This is a genomic window from Nocardia sp. NPDC058176 (assembly GCF_042883805.1).
Taxonomy (GTDB): domain Bacteria; phylum Actinomycetota; class Actinomycetes; order Mycobacteriales; family Mycobacteriaceae; genus Nocardia.
The window spans coordinates 491,822-512,081 of record NZ_JBHVVA010000004.1 but is presented as its reverse complement, the minus strand read 5'-3'; the positions used below and the strand labels follow the sequence as shown (position 1 = coordinate 512,081).

Genomic DNA, 20,260 nt, shown 5'->3' with positions numbered 1-20,260 from the left:
CCGCTCATGCCGGGACCAACCTTCGCTGCAGATCCGTGAGCACGATGCGCAACAGCTGTTCGGCGCGCATGCGCTGCCATTCGAGCATCGAGTGCGGGCTGAACCGCGCCTCCTCGAACAGCGCGACCAGCTCGCGGGCCGAGGCGTCGTGCAGCACACCGCTTTCGAAGGCCCTGGCCAGGACCTCCATCGGGGTGTCGGAGGCTTGCGGGCGGGCGGCGCGGTCGCTGGACAGGCCGCGTTCCATCGCCACGTAGCAGGCGATGATGGCGGTGCGCGGGTCCTGGCCCGGCGCGTTCATCGCGGCCAGGCCCATCTCGGCGGCCCTGGTGAGGGAGTCGACCTCGTCCGGTGTCGCGTCGGGCAGCTCCGGTGCGGCGGGCGCGGGTTCGCGGCGCGCGGCGATGGCGACCACGACGAGACCGAACAGGGCGACGGCGATCAGCACGATGGCCAGCACCGCCGCGATCAGCAGCGCGGTTCCGGTGAGCTGGGTGGGGCCGGTGGTCGGATCGGGGGCCGGTGCGCCCGTCGGCGTGGGTACCGGGCCGGAGCCTTCCGGGAGGGTTTCGACCGCGGGGCGCATCGGGCGCGCGCCCGGCAGCAGGAACAGTGCGGTGACCCCGCCCGCGAAGACCAGCGCGACGGCCGCGATCGAGACCGGCACCAGCAGCGCCAGCTTGCGCCACTGCACCCGGGGAAGTTCTTCGCGTTCGGCTTGCGGCATCGCCAAGGGAAGACGATGCTGACTGGCGATCACTCCGGCGACCAGGATGACGATGGAGACCAGCAGCAGCACCGGCATCACCGCCACCAGCAGTGGGGACGGCGCGGTATTCGACGCCTCACCGGCGCCGGGCAGACTGCCCTGCAACGCGATGGTCGCCGCGACGATCAGCGCGATCACGACGATCGCCCGCGGTATGGGCTGATTCACCCCGATCACAGCTGTACCACCAAACCCCAGAGACTGCACAAAACAGCCACATAGTTACATGCCGAGTGGTTCGCTCGGGAGGAAATCGGCGCTTTTGGATTTCCTCCCCTTTCATTGTCCCCCTCGCCCTACCCACCCTGCTGAGCAGTACGAATATTCTTCGCGGCGACCTGTGACAGTTCACAAAGGCGACTGGCGGTGCGCGCCAGATCCGGGATCGCCTGCACGCCCGCGGTGAGCTCGTCGACCGGCTCGGCGGCGTGGATCGTGAGGGGCAGGTCGGCGTCGTAGAGGATGTCGACGAGATTCACCAGGCGCATGGTCCAGTCCGTGGGGACCTCGCGCAGTGGCGGGACCGCGCGCAAGGTCCAGCGGCGGAATCCCCTGGTCAGGTGGAGGTAGTCGGCGGCGCTGGTCGGGGCGCCGCACAGGTCCTCGAAGCCGAAGGTGATCGCGTCGCCCTCGACGGCGTGTGTGCGGACGGTGCGACCGTCGGCCAGGGTGATGCGCGAGGCCGACGGGTCCCGTCGGCGAGGGTCGGCGGCGGCATGTTCGGGCGGGTCGAGGATGTAGTTGCCCGTGGCGAAGCCGTGGTCGCGGCGGGGGCCGAGGGTGCGGTAGTCGACCGGTCCGTCCAGGGAGACGACAGTGAGGTTGGAGAGGATCTGGTCGATGGTGGGGACGAAGCGATCGTGGAACAGGGGGTTGGGGAGGAGATCCGCGGGTGGGTGGTTCGAGGTGACCACGAGGGTCCGACGGTCGGCGAAGAGGGTGTCGATCAGGCGGGCGATGAGCATGGCATCGCCGATGTCGTTGACGTGGAACTCGTCGAAGCAGATCAGCTCCGCGTCGCCGAGCAGGGCATCGACGGCGCGTTCGATGGAGCCGAGGGTGTGCGTGGTGGCGTGCAGATCGGCGAAGAAGGCGTGGAAGTGGAAGCGGCGCTTGCGTTCCGAATCGACACTCACGAAGAACCGATCCATCACCATCGTCTTACCCCGCCCTGGCCTGCCGTGCAGGTAGACCCCGCGGCGCCGGGTGGGCGGCGAGCCGAGGACCCACGACCGACGACCGCGCGGCGGATCCGGCGCCGAGGGGCGGCCGTCGCCCGGCAGATCGGACAACGGGGGCCGACGATCGTCCGGCGGGTCGGGACGGCCGAACAGGCTGCCGAGTTGCCGGCCGCACCGGCCGAGAAACGTGGGCCGGGAACGATGCTCGAGTGGGCGGCCGTGCGGGTCCAGGCGTTGAGCGCCGGTGGGCCGCGCCGGGGGGCGACCGTTCTGGTCGAGCAGGGATGCGAGTGCGTTGGATGCCGTGACCTGCGCTGGGTCGAGGATCAGGGTTTCGGGGTTCATACCGTCCTCCTTCGTCCTCTACAGTTGTAGAGGACGGGAACGGGCGGCTACCAGCGGAGGTGACGATGTCCACAGATCGGCGCGGGCAGATCGTGGCGGGGGCGATCGAGCTCATCGCGACTCGGGGGATCAGGGCGCTCACGCATCGCGGGGTGGACACCCTGCTCGAGCTGCCGTCGGGCTCGACCTCGTACTACTTCCGCACCAGGCACGCCCTGATCGAAGCGGTCGCCGACGGCATCACCGCCCGCTCCCGAGCCGATTTCGCCGCAGCACACCCCGATACCGCCCCTGACCTGAACATCGGGATGGTTTCCGCGGGCACGACCAGCCCGGCACAGACTGACACCGCCGTGGCACAGGATCGACCGGCCGCCACCCAACAGCGCCGATCCGCCCCCGCTGAACCCCAGGCGACGCAGCAACCTGCCGCATTCTCTCGGTCTGCACAGGAGGGGCCGCTCGACCCTGTGACCGTCGCGCACGACATCGCCGGTTGGCTCGATCAGCTGCTGACACATCGCCGTAGCGAGCTCATCGCGCGTCACGCGCTGATCATCGAGGTCCTCTCCGATCCGGACCTTCATGCCCGCCTCGCGGGCAGCCTCTTCGCCCTCGACCGCGCCACCGAACTGTTCACCGCACTCGGCGCCGACGATCCGCGCGGGACCGCCGGTGACTTTCTCGCTCTCCTCGAGGGCCTGGTCTTCGACCGATTCGCCGGGCTCCGCGCGGAATCGCCAACGGGCACTCCGGACAGCGTCGCCCAACTCGCCCGCCCACTCAGCTCGTTCCTGACGAGCGCACGGCAACCCACTCGAGCCACCGGGCCGTGAAATCCCGGCGCGCACACCCCCACGATGACCAGATGTTGGACGGTTGATCACCAGGCACTCAGGTAAGTATCGGCCGAGTAGCGAACGCCACCAGAGCCTGGTGATCAACCGTCCAAGTCGGGAGACACGTCGGCGGGGTGGTGGATCCGGGCAGCGTGTGGACGGCGGGGGCCACCGATCAGTTTCCGGGCCAACCGAATTCGGTGTAGGGCGTGGGTGAGCTGAGGGCGACGATGCCGAGGGCGGAGTATTCGATGAGGTTGGCGGGGAGATCGGTGAGGGGGAACCAGCGCAGCTCATAGCATTTGTCGGGTTCGCGATTGACCGGGTCGCCGACCCAGTGTTCGGTGCGGAAGAAGAGGCCGAGGCGGGCGTCGCGGCCGGGTGCGGTCACGTGGGCGAGGTGGATCAGCTGGAGCGCGGTGGGGTCGATGGTGACGCCCACTTCCTCGGCGGCTTCCCGAGCCGCACCGGTGGCGGCGGATTCACCGACTTCGAGCTTGCCCGAGGGCAGGTGCCAGCGGTTGTCGTACTTGTCGCCGCTGCGGCGCAGGCTCAGCAGGATGCGGTCATCGCGGATCAGGAGTACATGGACGTCGACCAGGTGGCAGGGAGTCACCCTGTCGAGCCTACGAATTCGGGTCGGGCGAGAATCGGGCGATGGCGAGCGATCCCCTCATGTTGATCCACGATCCCGAACTTCTTGCCCGCGGCGAACGCGTACTCGGCGCCGAATTCCGCGCCATGCACGAGCGGGTGCTGGAAGCCACCGCGTTGACGTCCCGACTCAATGTCCTGCCCTTCGACGACGAGGCGGGGAAGACTGCGTTGCTCGAACAGATCCTCGGCCGACCGCTCCCGGCGGGTCTCACCATCTACCCGCCCTTCTACACCGACCACGGACTGAACCTCGACCTGGGCGAGCGCGTGTTCATCAACCAGGGGTGTACGTTCCTCGACTACGCCGGAATCCGGCTCGGCAGAGGCGTGATGATCGGCCCGAAGGCCACTTTCATCACCATGGGCCACCCGGTGGACCCACAGGAACGGCGCGAATTCCTCACCGGCGCACCGATCGACATCGCGGAGAACGTGTGGATCGGTGCGGGCGCGATGATTCTGCCCGGCGTCAGCATCGGGCAGGATGCGGTGATCGCCGCGGGCGCGGTCGTGGCCGAAGACGTGCCGGCGAGCAGCTTGGTGACCGGTGCCAAAGGCACCGTGCAGCGCACTTGGTAGCGCTCATGGCGCACCGAACCTGGTCCTGACGCTACGAGCACCAAGACTGGCCGCTACGCGATGAGCACCGAACCTGGGTCGCTACGCCATGAGCACCGAAAGCTGGTCGCTACGCCGTGAGCACCAGACCCGAGGTGGGGACGCCGGTGCCTGCCGTGACGAGGATGCGTTCCAGGTCCTCGACCTGGTTGACCGAGGTGCCACGGATCTGCCGGACTGCCTCGGCGATGCCGTTCATCCCGTGGATGTAGGCCTCGCCGAGTTGCCCGCCGTGGGTGTTGAGCGGCAGGCGGCCGCCGAGCTCGATGGCGCCGTCGGCGATGAAGTCCTTGGCCTCGCCGCGGGCGCAGAAGCCCAGTTCCTCGAGCTGCATGAGGACGAACGGGGTGAAGTGGTCGTAGAGGATGGCGGCCTGCATGTCGGCGGCGGTCAGGCCGCTCTGCGCCCACAGCTGGTCGCCCACCAGGCCCATTTCCGGGAGGCCGGTCATGGCGTCGCGGTAGTAGCTGGTCATCACGTACTGATCCGCGCCGGACCCCTGGGCGGCGGCCGCGATGACGGCGGGTCGCTGCGCGAGATCGCGAGCGCGTTCGACGCTGGTGACCACGATCGCCACGCCACCGTCGGATTCCTGGCAGCAGTCGAGCAGGTGCAGCGGTTCGGCGATCCAGCGCGAATCCTGGTGCTGTTCCAGGGTGATCGGCTTGCCATAGAAGAAGGCATTGGGGTTGACCGCGGCGTGCTTGCGGTCGGCCACGGCGACGGCGCCGAAGTCGGCACTGGTGGCGCCGGTGACGTGCATGTACCGGCGCGCGACCATCGCGACCTGGGCAGCCGGGGTGCCAAGGCCCTGTGGGTACGCCCAGCCCGCGTCTATACCCGACGAGGTGGGTGCGGCGGCGAGAGCCGGGGAGAACTGGCCGAACCGCGCACCGGAACGTTCGTTGAACGCACGGTAGGCGACAACCACGTCGGCGACCCCGGTGGCCACCGCCATCGCCGCCTGCTGCACGGTCGCGCACGCCGCACCTCCGCCATACCCGATGTGGCTGAAGAACTTCAGGCTCGGGATGCCGACCGCCCTGGCCACGGCGGCCTGCGTGTTGGTGTCCATGGTGAAGGTGGTCAGGCCGTCGACATCGGCGGGAGTGAGCCCGGCATCGGCGAGCGCGGCGCTCACCGCCTCAGCGGCCAGACGTAGCTCACTGCGGCCGGAATCCTTGGAGAAGTCCGTAGCGCCGATGCCGACGATGGCGGCGCGGCCCGACAGGCCCGCACGGGTGGACTCGGTGTGCGCTGTGCTCATTTCGACTCCGCTTCGGGGATTGACGACCGCTGTGCCGGTGCTGGGGCTGGACCACCATCGGCCGTGGCGGTGAAGTGCTGGCCTACGTCTGCTGTGGTGATGGCTCGCCGGCCTGGACTCATTTCGATGCCAACCCGGGAACGACGACGACGGCCGTGGCGGTGATGTGTTCGCCGAGACTGTCGCGGCCGCGTACGTAGACGGTGACCTGCGTGCCGTCGATCTCGGTGACCGTGCCCGAAAGGGTCAGGGTGTCACCGGAATACAGCGGGACGCCGAGGCGCAGGGCGATCGACTTCACCAGCGTGCTCGGTCCCGCCCAGTCGGTGACGAAGCGCTGAACCAGGCCGGTGTCGGTGAGGATGTTGACGAAGATGTCGGACGAACCGCGCGCCACCGCCTTGTCGCGGTCGTGGTGCACGTCCTGGAAGTCCCTGGTGGCCAGGGCGGTGCTGATCACGAAGGTGGGATCGGCGTGGATCACCAGCTCCGGCAGCGTGGCGCCCACCGCGATGGCGGCGGGGTCGACGGTGGAGGTCATCGTGGCGTCCTTTCCGGACGGGCGGAGCGCGGTGGCGCGCCCACCGCGACACGGCGGTGCGCATCGCGGGTGCGGCGAGCTACGGGCAGGCTTGTCGAGCGCGGACCGTGTCGCGTGGGCGGACCGGCCGAGAGCGGGGACCGCCGGTGGGCGGGTAGCGGGCCGACGTCCGCGGTCATCCGACCGCCTGCCAGTACGGGAGAACCGATCCGTCCGGCAGCCTCTCGAAGGCCACCCGCACCGGCACCCCGATCGCCACCTCGGCAGGGTCGATACCGCGCAGCTCACCGAGCATGCGCACGCCCTCGTCGAGTTCGACCAAGGCGACGACGAACGGCAGGTCGCGGCCGGGCACCTTGGGCGCGTGGTGCACGACGAAGCTGAACACCGTGCCGGTGCCCGCCGCCACCACGTAGTCGGTGGACTCGGCCTTGTCCTGCCACAGGGCGGGCACGGGCGGATGCCGCAGGGTGCCGTCAGGCAAACGCTGAATGCGCAGCTCGCCGAGTTCGGTTCCAGCCCAGAAGAATTCGGTGTCCCGCGAGACCACCGGACCGACCCGGCCAGCCGGTGCGATGTCGATCGCGCCTGCGTCCGATCCACCAGCCTCGGCAGCTGCGGGCGCGAATTTCAGGATGCGGAACAGCATCTCGGTGACCAGTTCGTCGCCGACGTGCCAGGACGTGGTGAAGGTGAGGAACCACCCGTCGCCGAGTCCGGTTCGCTTGGGGCCCTTGAACTCCGAGAGCCGACTGGAGACGGTCACCTCCTCCCCCGGCCGGAGATAGCGGTGGTAGGTCTGCTCACAGTTGGTGCCGACGACAGAGGTGTAGCCCGCGTCGTCGAGCAGCTGCGTGGCCAGACCGAGCGGGTCGTCGGCGGTGCGCGTCCCGTGCAGGCCGTTCATCGTCCACACCTGCGCCATGGCGGGCGGGGCGACGATGCCGGGATGGCCGGCGGCCCGCGCCGCCTCGTCGTCGACGTAGATCGGATTGGTGTCGCCCAGTGCCTCGACCCAGTTGTTGATCATCGGCTGGTTCACCGGATCGCGCCCGGCGCGCGGCGCGGACGCACCGGTGGCGGACAGCTTCGCCAGGGCTTCGGGAATGTCTTCGGGGGCAATGCTTTCCGGCACGCGCCGCTCCTCGCTCATCGGGGCACGCGCGGCAGTTCGAGCCCGGCCGAGGCGACCAGTTCGCGCATGATCTCGTTGACGCCGCCGCCGAAGGTGACGACGAGGTTCTGTTTGGTCCGCCGGTCCAGCCAGCCGAGCAGCTCGGCGGTGCCGGGCTCGGCGGGATCGCCGTAGCGGCCGATGATCTCCTCCACGATCCGGCCCGCCTCCTGCAGCGATTCGGTGGAGAAGATCTTGGTGGCCGAGGCGTCGGCGATCACGGCGTTCTGTGCGGCACTGGTGTCGGCGGCCGCGACCTGCCAGTTCAGCAGCTCGTTGAGCCGCACCATGGTGCGCACCCGGCCGAGCGCGCGGCGAACCTCGGGCTCGCCGAGCAGGTCGTGTTCGGCCGACCAGTCGCGCAGCCGGTCGTAGAGCTGCTCGATCTTGCCCGACGGGCCGAGGCTCACCCGCTCGTGGTTGAGCTGGGTGGTGATCAGCCGCCAGCCGCGGTTCTCCTCGCCGACCAGCATCTCCGCCGGTACGCGCACGTCGTCGAAATACGTGGCGTTGGTGTGGTGGGCACCGTCGCAGGTGATGATCGGCGTCCAGGAATAGCCGGGGTCCTTGGTGTCGACGATGAGGATGGTGATGCCGCGGTGCCGGGATTCGACCGTGCCGGTGCGGCAGGCCAGCCAGACGTAGTCGGCCTCGTGCGCGCCGGTGGTGAAGATCTTCTGCCCGTTGACGATCCAGTCACCGTCGCCGTCGCGCACCGCGGAGGTGCGCAGCGCGGCCAGGTCGGTGCCCGCCTCCGGCTCGGAGTAACCGATGGCGAAATGGATGTCGCCGGAAAGGATTCCGGGCAGGAACTTCTTCTTCTGCAGGTCGGTGCCGTACTTCTGCAGGGTCGGGCCGACGGTCAGCAGGGTCACCAGCGGCAGCGGCACGTCCGCGCGGACGGCCTCGTTGAAGAAGATCTGCTGTTCCATTGGGCCGAAACCCTGGCCGCCGAACTCCTTCGGCCAGCCGACGCCGAGCCAGCCGTCGCGGCCCATCCGGCGCACCACCTCGCGGTAGGTGTCGCCGTGCCGGTCGGTGGCCATCGCCGCGGCTTCGGCCGGGCTGATGAGATCGGCGAAATAGGAACGCAATTCCTCGCGCAACCGCCGCTGTTCGGCGGTCAGATCGATGAACATCTTGCTCCCAGAAGGTCGAGCCGCAGGCCCGCTCCGCCGAGCAGACGGGCGAGGTCTTTGGCCTGTGAGTAGTACCGGTGCATCGGGTGGGTGATATCCACCCCGAGCCCACCATGCAGGTGGTGACAGTGCTGCATGGCGCGCGGAACCTCCGACGCCGCCCAGTAGGCGAGCACGTCGAGGTCCTCGTCGATGCGGTGCTGGTGCTCGGGCGACGAATCATCCTGCGCCAGCGCCCAGCACGCCGATTCCGCGGCCACGTGCAGGGTGCGCGAGACCACGTACAGGTCGGCGATCTGCTGGGCCACCGCCTGGAATTCGGCCAGCGGCCTGCCGAACTGCTCCCTGGTGCGCACATGCTCGGCAGTGAGGGTGAGCGCGCCCTTGAGCAGGCCGTCGGCGACCGCGCCGATGGTGGCCAGTGCGTGGCGGTGCAGCCCGGGCAGGGCGTCGGGCAGCAGCTGGTCGGCGGGGATCTCGACCTCGTCGAGGACCAGCGTCGCCTCCGGGATACCGGCCGAACCTGCGACCGGAATGATCTCCAGACCGGGTGCGACCGAATCCACCAGTGCCACACCGGAATCGGTGGGCACCAGGATCCAGCGCGCCTGCTCGGCATAGATCACGCCGACCTTGCGGCCGCTGATCCGCACCGTCTCGCCGTCGCGCACCGCGGTGGTGGCGGGCGCGGTGGTGAACGGCGCGCCCGGCTCGTTCAGCGCGGCGGTGAGCACGGTGCCCTTGCCGACCTCGGCGAGCACGCGCTCGGAGAGCTCGTCGGACAGCACCGGCAGCAGTGGCAGTACGCCGAACCCGAAGGTCGGTAGCGCGGGCACCGCGACGGCGTCGGTGGCCAGCTCCATGAGCAGGGCCGACACCTCGAGCAGGCCCATGCCGTCGCCGCCGAAGCGCTCGGGCACGGGAACTGCGAGCAGCCCGGAGTCGATCAGACTGGGCCACAATTCCATATCGCGCGCCTGCTCTCGTTCGAGCAGGCTCACGACCACCTCGGCTACCGCGTCGGCGCTTTCGTCGCGGGTGAAATCCACGGCGTCCTCCCTCATCGAGCTAACTGTCCGCATCGCGCGGCAGGCCGAGAATCCGTTCGGCGGCCACGGTCAACAGGATCTGCTCGGTACCGCCCGCGATGGAGAGACAGCGTGTGAGCAAGAATTCTTTCAGAGCGTCGCCATCCAGGGAACCTTCCGGACCGGTCAGTTCCAAGGCGTATTCCGCCAGGTCCTGGCGATGCCGGACGCCGACGAGCTTGCGGACGCTGGCTTGCGCGCCCGCGTCGACTCCGGCCATCGTCGCCACCGCGATCCGCTGTTCCAGCAATGAACCAGCGATCGAGGAGGTGATCAGGGCGCCGAAACGGTCCTCCCGCAGTTCAGTTCCCCATCCGCCGGGCGGGAAACGGTCGAGCAGCGTTTCGAGCGCGCCGCCGATTCCGCCGCCGCCCATGGCGACTCGCTCGGCCGACAGCGTGGTGCGCGCGATCTTCCAGCCGTTGTTGAGCGCGCCGACCAGGCAGTCGTCGGGGACGAACACATCGTCGAGGAAGACCTCGCTGAAACGGTCCTCGCCGGTGATCTGCACCAGCGGACGCACCTGCACGCCCGCGGCGCGCATGTCGACGAGGAAGTAGCTGATCCCGCGATGCTTGGCCGCCGCCGGATCGGTGCGCGCCAGGCAGATGCCCCAGTTCGCGGTCGAGCCCAGCGAGGTCCACACCTTCTGCCCGCGCAGCACCCAGCCACCGTCCACCTTCTCGGCGGTGGTGCGCAGCGCGGCCAGATCGGAACCGGCGCCCGGTTCACTGAACAGCTGGCACCAGATCACCTCGCCGTGCAGCGTCGGGCGGACGAATCGGTCGATCTGGGCCTGGGAACCGAATCGCAGCAGCGTCGGCACCGCCCAGCCCGCGATGGCCAGGTCGGGGGTCTCCAGTCCGGCGCGGCGCAGCTGTTCGGCGATCTGCAGGCAGGTCATCGGGTCGGCCGCGCGGCCGTAGGGCGCGGGCCAGTGCGGCATGACCAGACCTGCCCTGACCAGCGCGGCAGGCTGTTCGTCCGCGGGCAGGGCGGCGATGTCGGCGATCTCGGCGGCCACGTCGGCGTCGGCCGTGGCGTCGCCGAGGATGCGCTCGGCGCCGGTGGTGCGGCGCTGTCCGGCCCTGGTGAGCTCGGCGACCCTGGCCCGCCAGCGGGCCGATCCGCCCAGCAGTTGCCGCAGGGCGCTGGCTCGGCGCAGGTAGAAGTGCGCGTCGTGTTCCCAGGTGAAGCCGATGCCGCCGAGCACCTGGATGGCGTCCTTGGCGGTGTCGACCGCGGCGTCGAGCGCGACGGCCGCGGCGACGGCGGCGGCGATGGGCAGTTCGGTCCCGCCGGAGTCGACCGCGGCGGCCGCGTCGGCGGCGACGGCGCGGATCAGCTCGGTGCGGCACAGCATCCAGGCGCACAGGTGCTTGATCGACTGGAAACTGCCGATCGGTTTGCCGAATTGCTCACGGACCTTGGCGTATTCGACCGCGGTGCGCAGGCACCAGCCGGCGATCCCGGCCAGTTCGGCCACCGCGAGGGTGACGAACAGGTCGGTGACATCGGCACTCGGCGCGAAGCTCGACCCGGCCGTGACCGCGGTGGCGCTCACCTGGGCCAGCGGCACCGTGTGGTCCGAGTTGGCCAGCGGCGTGATCGTCACCGTCGCAGCCGGAATCAGCAGCCAGCGCGTGCCGTCCTCGGTCGTCGCGGGCACCAGGACCTGGGTCCGCTCGTCGGCGCCGTAGACGAGATCCCACGTGCCGGTGACGGTCCAGCCGTCGGCATCGGACCCCACCGCGGTGGCGGTGTGTTGCGCGGTCGGCACGGCGACCGCGCACGGTGTGCCGTCGGACACAGCACCCTCGGTGATCAGCCCGGCCAGCGCGGTGGCCAGAACCGGACCGCCGACCAGGTCGTCGGCGGTCTGTTCCAGCAGTACGGCCAGGTCGGCGACGGTACCGCCGAGTCCGCCGTGCTCCTCGTCGAGCGCGACCCCGAACAGGCCGAACTCCGACAACGCGGGCCAGTACTCGTGCCAGCTGCCCGCACCGCGGGCCCGCATTGTTGCAATCGGCGCGACCGAACTCGCCCAGCCCCGCAGCGACTCCGCGGCGGCTTTATGCTCGTCAGTGGTGGCGATGGTCACAAGAAAATCCGCCCTTCCGGCGTGGCTCCCACTCCTAGAACATGTTCTAATATCTGGGCCGGGTGTAAGTCAAGAGACCTACACTGACGGATGCTCCAGGCGCACAGTGGCGTGCGGCACCGCCGATGAAAAAGAACACAGCGAAAGGGTTTCCACGATGGACAGTCCTGCCCCCACGCCCACCGTGACGACACTGTCCGAGGACGAGCTGAGTTCTTCCGCACAGCGTGAGCGCCGCAAGCGCATCCTCGACGCCACGCTCGCACTGGCCTCCAAGGGCGGCTACGACGCCGTGCAGATGCGCGCGGTCGCCGAGCGCGCCGATGTCGCCGTCGGCACGCTGTACCGCTATTTCCCGTCCAAGGTCCACCTGTTGGTCTCGGCACTGGCCAGGGAATTCGAGCAGTTCGAGGGCAAGCGCAGGCCACTACCCGGCGACGGTCCATCCGAGCGCATGCACGGCCTGCTCACCCAGATCACCCGGATGATGCAGCGCGACCCGCTGCTCACCGAGGCCATGACCCGCGCGTTCATGTTCGCCGACGCCTCCGCGGCCGCCGAGGTGGACCGGGTCGGCAAGGTGATGGACCGCGTCTTCGCCCGCGCCATGAGCGACGGCGAACCCGATGACCGCCAGCTCGCCATCGCCCGCGTCATCTCGGATGTGTGGCTGTCCAACCTTGTCGCGTGGCTCACTCGCCGTGCCTCTGCGACCGATGTCACCGAACGGCTCGAGCTGACGGTCGACCTGTTGCTGGGCGATCGCGGATAGCACCGCGAGGCTGCCGATACCGCGGCAACATCGTCACAAATCACCCATGCCTGTTGACACACGTCGGCTGTGCGCCTTCCAGTAGGAAGATGCATAGCCGACGTCGCATATGCGAAACAGTGCACCTACGGCGACCGCGGGCCTCGCCGACGGCGGCTCGCCCGCGGTGAGCTCGGCCGACACCGGCCCGCGCGATGGGCGGAAAGCCCGGAATTAGCCGCGAGATCGCGAGCGACCGCAAGACACTCGACCGCACAACCCGCCGCGCCGTCCGGGCGGCAAAATTGACACAGTATTGTTTTTCGCGCCCCCTGATCAACTCCTCCGATCACTAGGTTGGATGCGTGAGCGCACAGGATCTGCCCTTGGAAGTCCGCCGTGCACTGGCGTCGGTTGCGCGCGTGCCACGGCTTCTGGTTGCCTCGGACTACGACGGGACTATTGCCCCGATCGTGTCCGACCCCGCGAAAGCGTTTCCCCAACGGGAATCGGTGAGCGCGTTACGCGCGCTGGCGGGGTTGGCGAACACGACGGCCGCGGTGATTTCCGGTCGGGCACTACGTGATCTGGCCGCACTGTCGCGGTTGCCGGTCGAGGTGCAGCTGATCGGCAGCCACGGCTCGGAGTTCGACGTCGGCTTCGTGCACGCCATCGACAACGATGCCAAGCAGCTGCTCGCCGAGATCCAGACCGCCTTCGCGAAGATCGCGGCCGAGAACCCCGGCGTGACGGTCGAGACCAAACCGGCCAGCGCCGCCCTGCACGTGCGCAATGCCAGCCCCGAGATCGGCAGGCGCGCACTGAATTCGGTACGCCAGGGCCCCGCCTGCTGGGTGGGCGTGCAGGTGACCGAGGGCAAGGCGGTGATCGAACTCGCGGTGATTCCCACCGACAAGGGCACCGCGCTGGACACCATCCGGCATCAGGAGAGTTCCTCCGCCGCGGTGTTCTTCGGCGACGACGTCACCGACGAGAAGGCGTTCCGGGTGCTCTCGGGCCCCGATGTCGGGATCAAGGTCGGCGAGGGCGAGAGCCTGGCCAAGCTGCGGGTCGAGTCCACCGAGGACGTGGCGCGGGCACTGGCCTTCCTCGCCGAGGAGCGCCGCACCTGGCTGGCCGGGGCGAGCGCGCCGCGCATCGAACGGCTGACCATGCTGGCCAGCCCGCGCTCGGTCGCGCTGCTGACCCCGGACGCGACGGTGACCTGGTTCTGCCACCCCGAGCCGGATTCGGCGGCGGTGTTCGCCCATCTGCTCGGCGGCAACGCGGCCGGGCACTTCACCGTCGCGCCCGAACGCGCCGGCCTGCCGCTGTCGCAGCGGTATGTGGACGGCACGATGACCGTCGAAACCCGCTGGGCCAGTTTGGGTGTGGTGGACTACCTGCCGCACGACGTGGCCCCCAACCGCACCGACCTGACCCGGGTGATCACCGGTGACGCGAAGGCCGTGGTGACCTTCGCGCCGCGACCGGAGTTCGGACAGGTCCAGGTGCGAATCGAGGCCGTGCGCAACGGACTTCGGGTCAGCGGCACCAACGATCCGATGGTGCTGCGCTCCCCCGGTGTCGAGTGGGAGATCATCTCCGACGGCACCTACGAGCAGGCGCGCGCGGTGGTCGATCCGTCGGTCGCCCCGATCGTGCTCGAATTGCGCTGCGGTACGGCTGATCTCGCCCCCTCGATGACACCGGAACGGCAGCGTCGGCAGCTCGCCGAGCAGTACTGGTCGGAGTGGGCGGCCGGGCTGCAGCTGCCCCCGCTCAAGCCGGACCTGATGAAGCGCTCGGCGCTGACCCTGCGCGGGCTCGTCCATCGCCCGTCGGGCTCGATCCTGGCGGCGGCGACCACCTCGCTGCCTGAGGACATCGGCGGCGTGCGCAACTGGGACTACCGCTACTGCTGGCTGCGCGACGCCTCACTGACCGCGCAGGCGCTGGTGACGCTGGGCTCGCTGACCGAGGCCGACGAGTTCCTCGAGTGGGTGCACAAGGTGCTCGCCACGCTGCCCGGCCCCGAGCGGCTGCACCCGCTGTACACGATCTACGGCGAGACGCTGCCGCCGGAAGCCGTCATCGACCTGCTGCCCGGCTATGCCGGTTCGCGGCCGGTGCGGGTGGGCAACGCGGCCAACATGCAGGTGCAGCTCGATGTGTTCGGGCCGATCGTCGACCTGATCACCTCGATGGCGCAGGAGCGCGAGCGCCAGGGCGCGACCGCGCCAGTCAAGGCGCTGCCCGATGCCGACTGGGAACTGGTGCACGCCATGGTCTCGGCGGTGCAGCGGCGCTGGACCGAGCCCGACCACGGCATCTGGGAGATCCGCGGCAACCCGCGTCATCACGTGTACTCCAAGGTGATGGGCTGGCTGACGATCGACCGCGCGCTGACCCTGGCCGAGCGCTTCGACCGCCCCGCCGACCCCGAGTGGGTGACCCTGCGCGACACCATCGCCGACGAGGTGAAGACCAAGGGCTGGAACGACGAGGTGCAGTCCTACACCGCCGCCTACGACGGCACCGATCTGGACGCGGCCACCCTGCACATCGGCCTCAGCGGCCTGATCGACCCCGCCGACCCGCGCTTCGCGGCAACGGTCGTGGCCACCGAGGCCGAACTGCGCAGCGGTGCGACCGTCTACCGCTACCACCACGACGACGGCCTCCCCGGCGGTGAGGGCGGCTTCCACCTGTGCGCCGCCTGGCTCGTCGAGGCGTACCTGCTGATCGGCAGGCGTTCCGACGCCGAGGCCCTGTTCGCCCAGCTCGTCGCCGCAGCAGGCCCCACCGGCCTGCTGAGCGAGGAGTACGACCCGGTCGCCGAACGCTCCCTCGGCAACCACCCCCAGGCCTACAGCCACCTCGGCCTGCTGCGCTGCGCTCAACTGCTGAGCCAGCCGGCCAACGTTCTGGTCTGACCCTCTACCTGCGAAGCCGGGCTCGAACCGTTCGAGCCCGGCTTCGCAGTGTGGTTCGTGCTGGGTACGCGTTCCTGCTAATCTAAAACGGTAACGGTTTCCATTATGATCTAGAGCACGTCCGCCCTGGATCAGCACTGCCAGGAGCTCCGCGTGAACACTCGATTCGCCCGCGTCTTTGCCGGTCTCACGGCAGGTGTGGTGACCGCGGTCGTCCTCACCGCCTGCGGCAGCGGCTCCGCGGACAACGACGGCCTCTCGATCGTCGCCTCCACCAATGTGTGGGGCTCCATCGCCACCGCCGTCGCAGGCCCCGACATCCAGGTCACCTCGATCATCAGCGACCCGGCCGCCGACCCGCACTCCTTCGAGACCTCGGCCTCCGACACCGCCAAGATCAGCGATGCCGATCTGGTCGTGTTCAACGGCGGCCACTACGACGAGTTCATCGAGAAGGCCATCTCCGGCCGGAACAAGCGCACCGTCGAGGCCTTCGAGGAGCGCCCGGACAAGAACGACGACAACGAGCACGTCTGGTACGACGTCCCCACCGTCGCCGCGGTCGCCGACCGGATCGCCGCCGAACTCGGCGAGCTCGACGCCACCAACGCGGGCGCCTACACCGAGCGCGCGGTCACCTTCAAGAACCAGCTGATCGGTATCAGCACCATCACCGGCACCATCGCCACCCAGCACCCGAACGCGCCCGTCGCCCAGTCCGAGCCGCTGGCGCACTACCTGCTGCTGGCCGCGACCGCGCAGGACAAGACCCCGCACGATTTCCAGGAAGCGATCGAGCAGGAGACCGACCCCTCGCCCGCCGCCGTGGCGGCCACCCGCGACCTGATCACCGGCAAGCAGGTGCAGGCGTTCGTCTACAACACCCAGACCACCGACAAGATCACCCAGGACCTGCGGACCGCCGCGCAGAACGCGGGCATCGCGATCATCGAGGTGACCGAGACCCTGCCCGAGGGCGTCGACTACGTGCAGTGGCAGACCGCCAACGCCAAGGCGCTCGCCGCGGCACTGAACTGACCATGCCGGACCAGATGACCGAAGGAGCAGCGCTGAGCGAGACCACCACCGCGGTCCGCGCACAGGCCGACACCGCCGACGCGGCGATCCGCCTGCGCGCGGCGACGCTGTCGTTCGGTGAGCGCGTCCTGTGGCGCGACCTCGACCTCGACGTGGCACCGGGTGAGTTCATCGCGGTCCTCGGCCCCAACGGTTCCGGCAAGACCTCGCTGCTGCGGGTCCTGCTCGGCCGCCTCGGGCTCAGTTCCGGCACCGCGCAGATCGCGGGCGAGCAGGCCACCGTCGGCAACCCCGGCATCGGTTACGTGCCGCAGCAGAAGACCATCGATGCCGGTGTGCAGCTGCGCGGGGTCGATCTGGTCGGGCTCGGCGTCGACGGGCATCGGTGGGGCCTGGGCCGACGGCGCCGCGGTGAACGCGCGCGCAAGGTCGAGGCGGCCATCGCCGCGGTCGGCGCGCAGGGTTTCGCGCACGCCCCCCTGGACACCCTCTCCGGCGGTGAGCAGCAGCGGCTGCGGGTCGCCCAGGCGCTGGTCGGCGATCCGTCGGTGCTGCTGTGCGACGAGCCGCTGCTCAGCCTCGACCTGGCCAATCAGCGCCTGGTCGCCGAGCTGGTCGACCGGCGTCGCCGCGAGCACGACACCGCCGTGCTGTTCGTGACCCACGAGATCAACCCGATCCTGCCGCTGGTCGACCGGGTGCTCTACCTCGTCGACGGCGAGTTCCGGATCGGCACGCCCGACGAGGTGATGACCTCGGCGACGCTCTCGGAGCTCTACGGCACCGAGGTCGAGGTGCTGCGGGTGCGTGGGCGCCTGGTCGTGGTCGGCACCGGCGACGACATGGACGCGCTGGGCGGGACGGCCTGATGGACAAGCTCACCAAGGTCTTCCAGCAGATGCTCGACTTCGGCATCACCGCCGATCTGCTCACCTACGACTTCGTCCAGCAGGCGCTGCTGGCCAGCGCCCTGCTCGGCCTGCTGGCCGGGCTGATCGGGCCGCTGATCGTGATGCGGCAGATGTCGTTCGCCGTGCACGGCACCAGCGAGTTGTCGCTGACCGGCGCGTCGGCCGCGCTGCTGCTCGGTGTCGGGATCGGGTTCGGCGCCATCGCCGGGTCGGTGGTCGCCGCCGTGCTCTTCGGCTGGCTGGGTTCCCGTGCGCGCGAACGTGATTCGGTGATCGCGGTGGTGCTCTCGTTCGGGCTCGGCCTGTCGGTGCTGTTCCTGTGGCTGGCTCCCGACCGCGCCGGATCGAAGTTCTCGCTGCTCACCGGGCAGGTCGCCAGCGTCGGCTACGACGGGCTCGCGCTGCTGCTCACCTGCACCGCGATCGTGCTCGCCGTGCTGTCGGTGGTGTACCGGCCGCTGCTGTTCGCCAGCGCCGATCCCGAGGTCGCGATCGCGCGCGGGGTGCCGGTGCGGGCGCTGTCGGTGGTCTTCGCCGTGCTGCTCGGTATCACCGCGGCCTTCGGCGTGCAGATCGTCGGCGCGCTGCTGGTGCTCGCGCTGCTGATCACCCCGGCCGCGGCGGCCGCTCAGGTCACCTCCAGCCCGATGCGGGCGACCGTGCTGTCGGTGATCTTCGCCGAGGTGGCCGCGGTGGGCGGGCTGCTGCTCTCGCTCGCGCCGGGCGTTCCGGTGTCGACCTTCGTCACCGCGATCTCGTTCACCATCTATCTGGTGTGCCGGGTCGTCGGCCATCGGCAGCGGCAACTCGCGCCCGCGCGCTGACCCGACCCGCGCAAACGGCCACGGGCCGCCGGTGGCGCCGCGCACAATGCAACCCATGATCGATTTCTCCGTGCCCGACGATCTCGCGGCACTGCGCGATCGGGTCCGTCACTTCGTCACCGAGCAGATCGTGCCGTTCGAGCGCGATCACCGGCTCACCGCGCACGGTCCGACCGACGACCTGCGCGCCGAACTCGTCGAACTGGCCCGTGCCGAGAAGCTGCTGACCGTGCAGGCACCCGTGGAGTACGGCGGCCTCGGGCTCAGCCATGTCGAACAGGCGCTGGTCTACGAGGCCGCGGGCTGGTCGACGCTGGGACCGGTCGCGATGAACTGCGCCGCGCCCGACGAGGGCAACATGTTCCTGCTCGGCAAGATCGCCGACCCGGACCAGGTCGACCAGTACCTGATGCCGGTGATCCGCGGCGAACAGCGCTCGGTGTTCGCCATGACCGAACCCGGCGGGGCGGGCTCGGACCCCGGCCAGCTCAGCACCGAAGCCGTGTTCGACGGCGAGAACTTCGTGCTCAACGGGCGCAAGTGGCTGATCACCGGCGCCGACGGCGCCAAGACCTGGATCATCATGGCGCTGCTGGCCGAGAACCCGCACCTGCCCGCCGGGCCGACGCTGTTCCTCACCGAGGGTGACGCGCCGGGCATCGTCATCGAGCGGATCATGAACACGATGGACCGCAACTACGTCGGCGGGCACGCGGTGGTGCGGTTCGACGACCTCACCCTGCCCGCCTCGGCCGTGCTCGGGCGCACCGGGCAGGCCCTGCGCTACGCCCAGCTACGGCTGGCACCGGCGCGGCTCACGCACTGTATGCGCTGGCTCGGCGCCGCCGAACGGGCGCAGAGCATCGCCATCGACTACGCGCGCATCCGCACCGCCTTCGGCAAGCCGATCGGCGAGCACGAGGGCGTGTCGTTCATGCTCGCCGACAACGAGGTGGCGCTGCACCAGTGTCGGCTCACCATCTGGCACAGCTGCTGGCTGATGGACCAGGGCCACCAGGCCAGGCACGAATCGTCGATGGCCAAGTCCTACGTCTCCGAGGAGCTGTTCAAGGTCACCGACCGCTGCGTGCAGGTGCTCGGCGGGATCGGGATCAGCGACGAGACCGTGGTCGAGATGCTGTTCCGGGACATGCGCGCGTTCCGGCTCTACGACGGGCCGACCGAGGTGCACAAGTACGCCATCGGCCGCCATCTGCTCCGCGAATGAACGCTCCCACCTCCGGTGCCGGCCGGCCGCCGCTAGTACCATTCGGCCCATGAGTTCGGAACTGCTCGTCGACGTCTCCGCCGGAGTCGCCGTGCTGACACTCAACCGTCCCGCCCAGCAGAACGCCGTCACCCCGACGATGGCCGCCGAACTCAGCGCCGCGCTCCGCCGCTGCGACGCCGAGGACGCGATCCGCGCCGTCGTCATCACCGGCACCCCACCCGCCTTCTGCGCCGGCGCCGACCTGTCCGCGCGGGCGGGCGAGGTGAGCGCCACCCTCGACCCGCCGCCGTGGCAGGTGCGCAAACCGGTGATCGCCGCCGTCAACGGGCACGCCGTCGGGATCGGGCTGGCGCTGGCCCTGCAGTGCGATCTGCGGTACTTCGCCCGCGACGCCGTCTACGGGCTGAGCCAGGTGCGCCGCGGCGTGCTGGCCGACGGCTACGCGCACTGGACGGTGCCGCGGCTGGCAGGGCTCGCCAATGCCGCCGACATCATGCTCACCGGCCGCACCTTCGACGGTGACGAGGCCAAATCGATGGGGCTGGCCAACGCCAGCCTGCCCGCGGCCGAGGTGCTGACGACCGCGCTGGCCGTGGCCCAGGACATCGCCAGCGGACCCGCGCCGCTGCCCGTCGCGCTGACCAAGCGACTGCTCTGGGAGGGCCTCGGGATGACCCCGGCCGTCGTCGGGCAGCTCGAATCCGAGCTCAACGCGCACGTCGCCAAGAGTGTCGACGGCGGCGAGGCGATGGCCGCGTTCCGCGACCGCCGTCAGCCGAGCTGGACCGGCAGCATCAGCACCGAGTGGCCCGCCTGGGACGCGCCCGGCGAGCCCCCGCGCCTGGACTGA

General features: G+C 69.6%; 18 protein-coding genes. 9 read left to right on the top strand and 9 right to left on the bottom strand.

Translation table 11 applies throughout. The features are described 5' to 3' along the window. Nucleotides 1–4: 4 nt before the first annotated feature. Together ACFVVM_RS23695 and zapE are read right to left on the bottom strand one after the other, a co-directional pair. Entirely contained in the window at nucleotides 5–937 is a 933-nt protein-coding gene (locus ACFVVM_RS23695; protein WP_387622007.1) for a DUF4129 domain-containing protein, read from the bottom strand. 128 nt (nucleotides 938–1,065) lie between these two features. Beyond that, nucleotides 1,066–2,295 (bottom strand): cell division protein ZapE, encoded by a 1,230-nt coding sequence (gene zapE, locus ACFVVM_RS23690; RefSeq protein WP_387622005.1) that lies wholly within the window; start codon nucleotides 2,293–2,295, stop codon nucleotides 1,066–1,068. A 65-nt stretch (nucleotides 2,296–2,360) separates the two neighbouring features. Here zapE and ACFVVM_RS23685 point away from each other — a divergent pair, with 65 nt between their 5' ends. Then, on the top strand, nucleotides 2,361–3,131 hold the full coding sequence (locus ACFVVM_RS23685) for a TetR/AcrR family transcriptional regulator (protein ID WP_387622002.1): 771 nt from the start codon (nucleotides 2,361–2,363) through the stop codon (nucleotides 3,129–3,131). 178 nt (nucleotides 3,132–3,309) lie between these two features. Here the strand turns inward: ACFVVM_RS23685 and ACFVVM_RS23680 are convergent, their stop codons facing one another. Further along, a complete protein-coding gene (locus tag ACFVVM_RS23680; protein WP_387621999.1) occupies nucleotides 3,310–3,750 on the bottom strand; it encodes an NUDIX domain-containing protein in 441 nt (146 codons plus the stop codon). Between the two features lie 41 nt (nucleotides 3,751–3,791). Between ACFVVM_RS23680 and ACFVVM_RS23675 the strand changes: the two genes are divergently transcribed. Continuing rightward, on the top strand, nucleotides 3,792–4,370 hold the full coding sequence (locus ACFVVM_RS23675; RefSeq protein WP_387621997.1) for a DapH/DapD/GlmU-related protein: 579 nt from the start codon (nucleotides 3,792–3,794) through the stop codon (nucleotides 4,368–4,370). Nucleotides 4,371–4,479: 109 nt separating this feature from the next. Here ACFVVM_RS23675 and ACFVVM_RS23670 read toward each other — a convergent pair whose 3' ends face one another. The 6 genes from ACFVVM_RS23670 to ACFVVM_RS23645 form a co-directional block, all read right to left on the bottom strand. Beyond that, complete coding sequence (locus ACFVVM_RS23670) at nucleotides 4,480–5,676, bottom strand: lipid-transfer protein (protein WP_387621994.1); 1,197 nt, start codon at nucleotides 5,674–5,676, stop codon at nucleotides 4,480–4,482. Nucleotides 5,677–5,794: 118 nt separating this feature from the next. Then, nucleotides 5,795–6,217 carry a MaoC family dehydratase gene (locus tag ACFVVM_RS23665; protein WP_387621992.1) on the bottom strand — a complete coding sequence of 141 codons (423 nt, stop codon included), beginning with the start codon at nucleotides 6,215–6,217 and terminating at the stop codon, nucleotides 5,795–5,797. 175 nt (nucleotides 6,218–6,392) lie between these two features. Beyond that, a complete protein-coding gene (locus tag ACFVVM_RS23660) occupies nucleotides 6,393–7,370 on the bottom strand; it encodes a bifunctional MaoC family dehydratase N-terminal/OB-fold nucleic acid binding domain-containing protein (RefSeq protein WP_387621990.1) in 978 nt (325 codons plus the stop codon). After that, the gene (locus ACFVVM_RS23655) at nucleotides 7,367–8,530 is read right to left on the bottom strand and encodes an acyl-CoA dehydrogenase family protein (RefSeq protein ID WP_387621987.1); all 1,164 of its coding nucleotides are present in this window, start codon (nucleotides 8,528–8,530) and stop codon (nucleotides 7,367–7,369) included. The genes ACFVVM_RS23660 and ACFVVM_RS23655 overlap by 4 nt, the downstream gene beginning before the upstream one ends. Then, nucleotides 8,515–9,579 carry an acyl-CoA dehydrogenase family protein gene (locus tag ACFVVM_RS23650; protein WP_387622370.1) on the bottom strand — a complete coding sequence of 355 codons (1,065 nt, stop codon included), beginning with the start codon at nucleotides 9,577–9,579 and terminating at the stop codon, nucleotides 8,515–8,517. Before ACFVVM_RS23650 ends, ACFVVM_RS23655 begins: the two co-directional genes overlap by 16 nt. A 19-nt stretch (nucleotides 9,580–9,598) precedes the next feature. Beyond that, nucleotides 9,599–11,719 carry an acyl-CoA dehydrogenase family protein gene (locus tag ACFVVM_RS23645; RefSeq protein ID WP_387621984.1) on the bottom strand — a complete coding sequence of 707 codons (2,121 nt, stop codon included), beginning with the start codon at nucleotides 11,717–11,719 and terminating at the stop codon, nucleotides 9,599–9,601. Between the two features lie 157 nt (nucleotides 11,720–11,876). Between ACFVVM_RS23645 and kstR the strand changes: the two genes are divergently transcribed. The 7 genes from kstR (at nucleotide 11,877) to ACFVVM_RS23610 (ending at nucleotide 20,260) form a co-directional block, all read left to right on the top strand. After that, the gene (gene kstR, locus ACFVVM_RS23640; RefSeq protein ID WP_071925968.1) at nucleotides 11,877–12,491 is read left to right on the top strand and encodes a cholesterol catabolism transcriptional regulator KstR; all 615 of its coding nucleotides are present in this window, start codon (nucleotides 11,877–11,879) and stop codon (nucleotides 12,489–12,491) included. Between the two features lie 344 nt (nucleotides 12,492–12,835). After that, nucleotides 12,836–15,406 carry a trehalose-phosphatase gene (gene otsB / locus ACFVVM_RS23635; RefSeq protein WP_387621980.1) on the top strand — a complete coding sequence of 857 codons (2,571 nt, stop codon included), beginning with the start codon at nucleotides 12,836–12,838 and terminating at the stop codon, nucleotides 15,404–15,406. A gap of 153 nt (nucleotides 15,407–15,559) precedes the next feature. Then, nucleotides 15,560–16,444 carry a metal ABC transporter solute-binding protein, Zn/Mn family gene (locus ACFVVM_RS23630; RefSeq protein WP_387621977.1) on the top strand — a complete coding sequence of 295 codons (885 nt, stop codon included), beginning with the start codon at nucleotides 15,560–15,562 and terminating at the stop codon, nucleotides 16,442–16,444. After that, complete coding sequence (locus ACFVVM_RS23625) at nucleotides 16,441–17,313, top strand: metal ABC transporter ATP-binding protein (RefSeq protein ID WP_387622367.1); 873 nt, start codon at nucleotides 16,441–16,443, stop codon at nucleotides 17,311–17,313. Before ACFVVM_RS23630 ends, ACFVVM_RS23625 begins: the two co-directional genes overlap by 4 nt. Further along, on the top strand, nucleotides 17,313–18,179 hold the full coding sequence (locus ACFVVM_RS23620; protein WP_387621974.1) for a metal ABC transporter permease: 867 nt from the start codon (nucleotides 17,313–17,315) through the stop codon (nucleotides 18,177–18,179). The genes ACFVVM_RS23625 and ACFVVM_RS23620 overlap by 1 nt, the downstream gene beginning before the upstream one ends. 55 nt (nucleotides 18,180–18,234) lie before the next feature. Beyond that, a complete protein-coding gene (locus ACFVVM_RS23615) occupies nucleotides 18,235–19,407 on the top strand; it encodes an acyl-CoA dehydrogenase family protein (protein WP_387621971.1) in 1,173 nt (390 codons plus the stop codon). A 49-nt stretch (nucleotides 19,408–19,456) separates the two neighbouring features. Next, nucleotides 19,457–20,260 (top strand): enoyl-CoA hydratase/isomerase family protein, encoded by an 804-nt coding sequence (locus ACFVVM_RS23610; RefSeq protein WP_387621969.1) that lies wholly within the window; start codon nucleotides 19,457–19,459, stop codon nucleotides 20,258–20,260.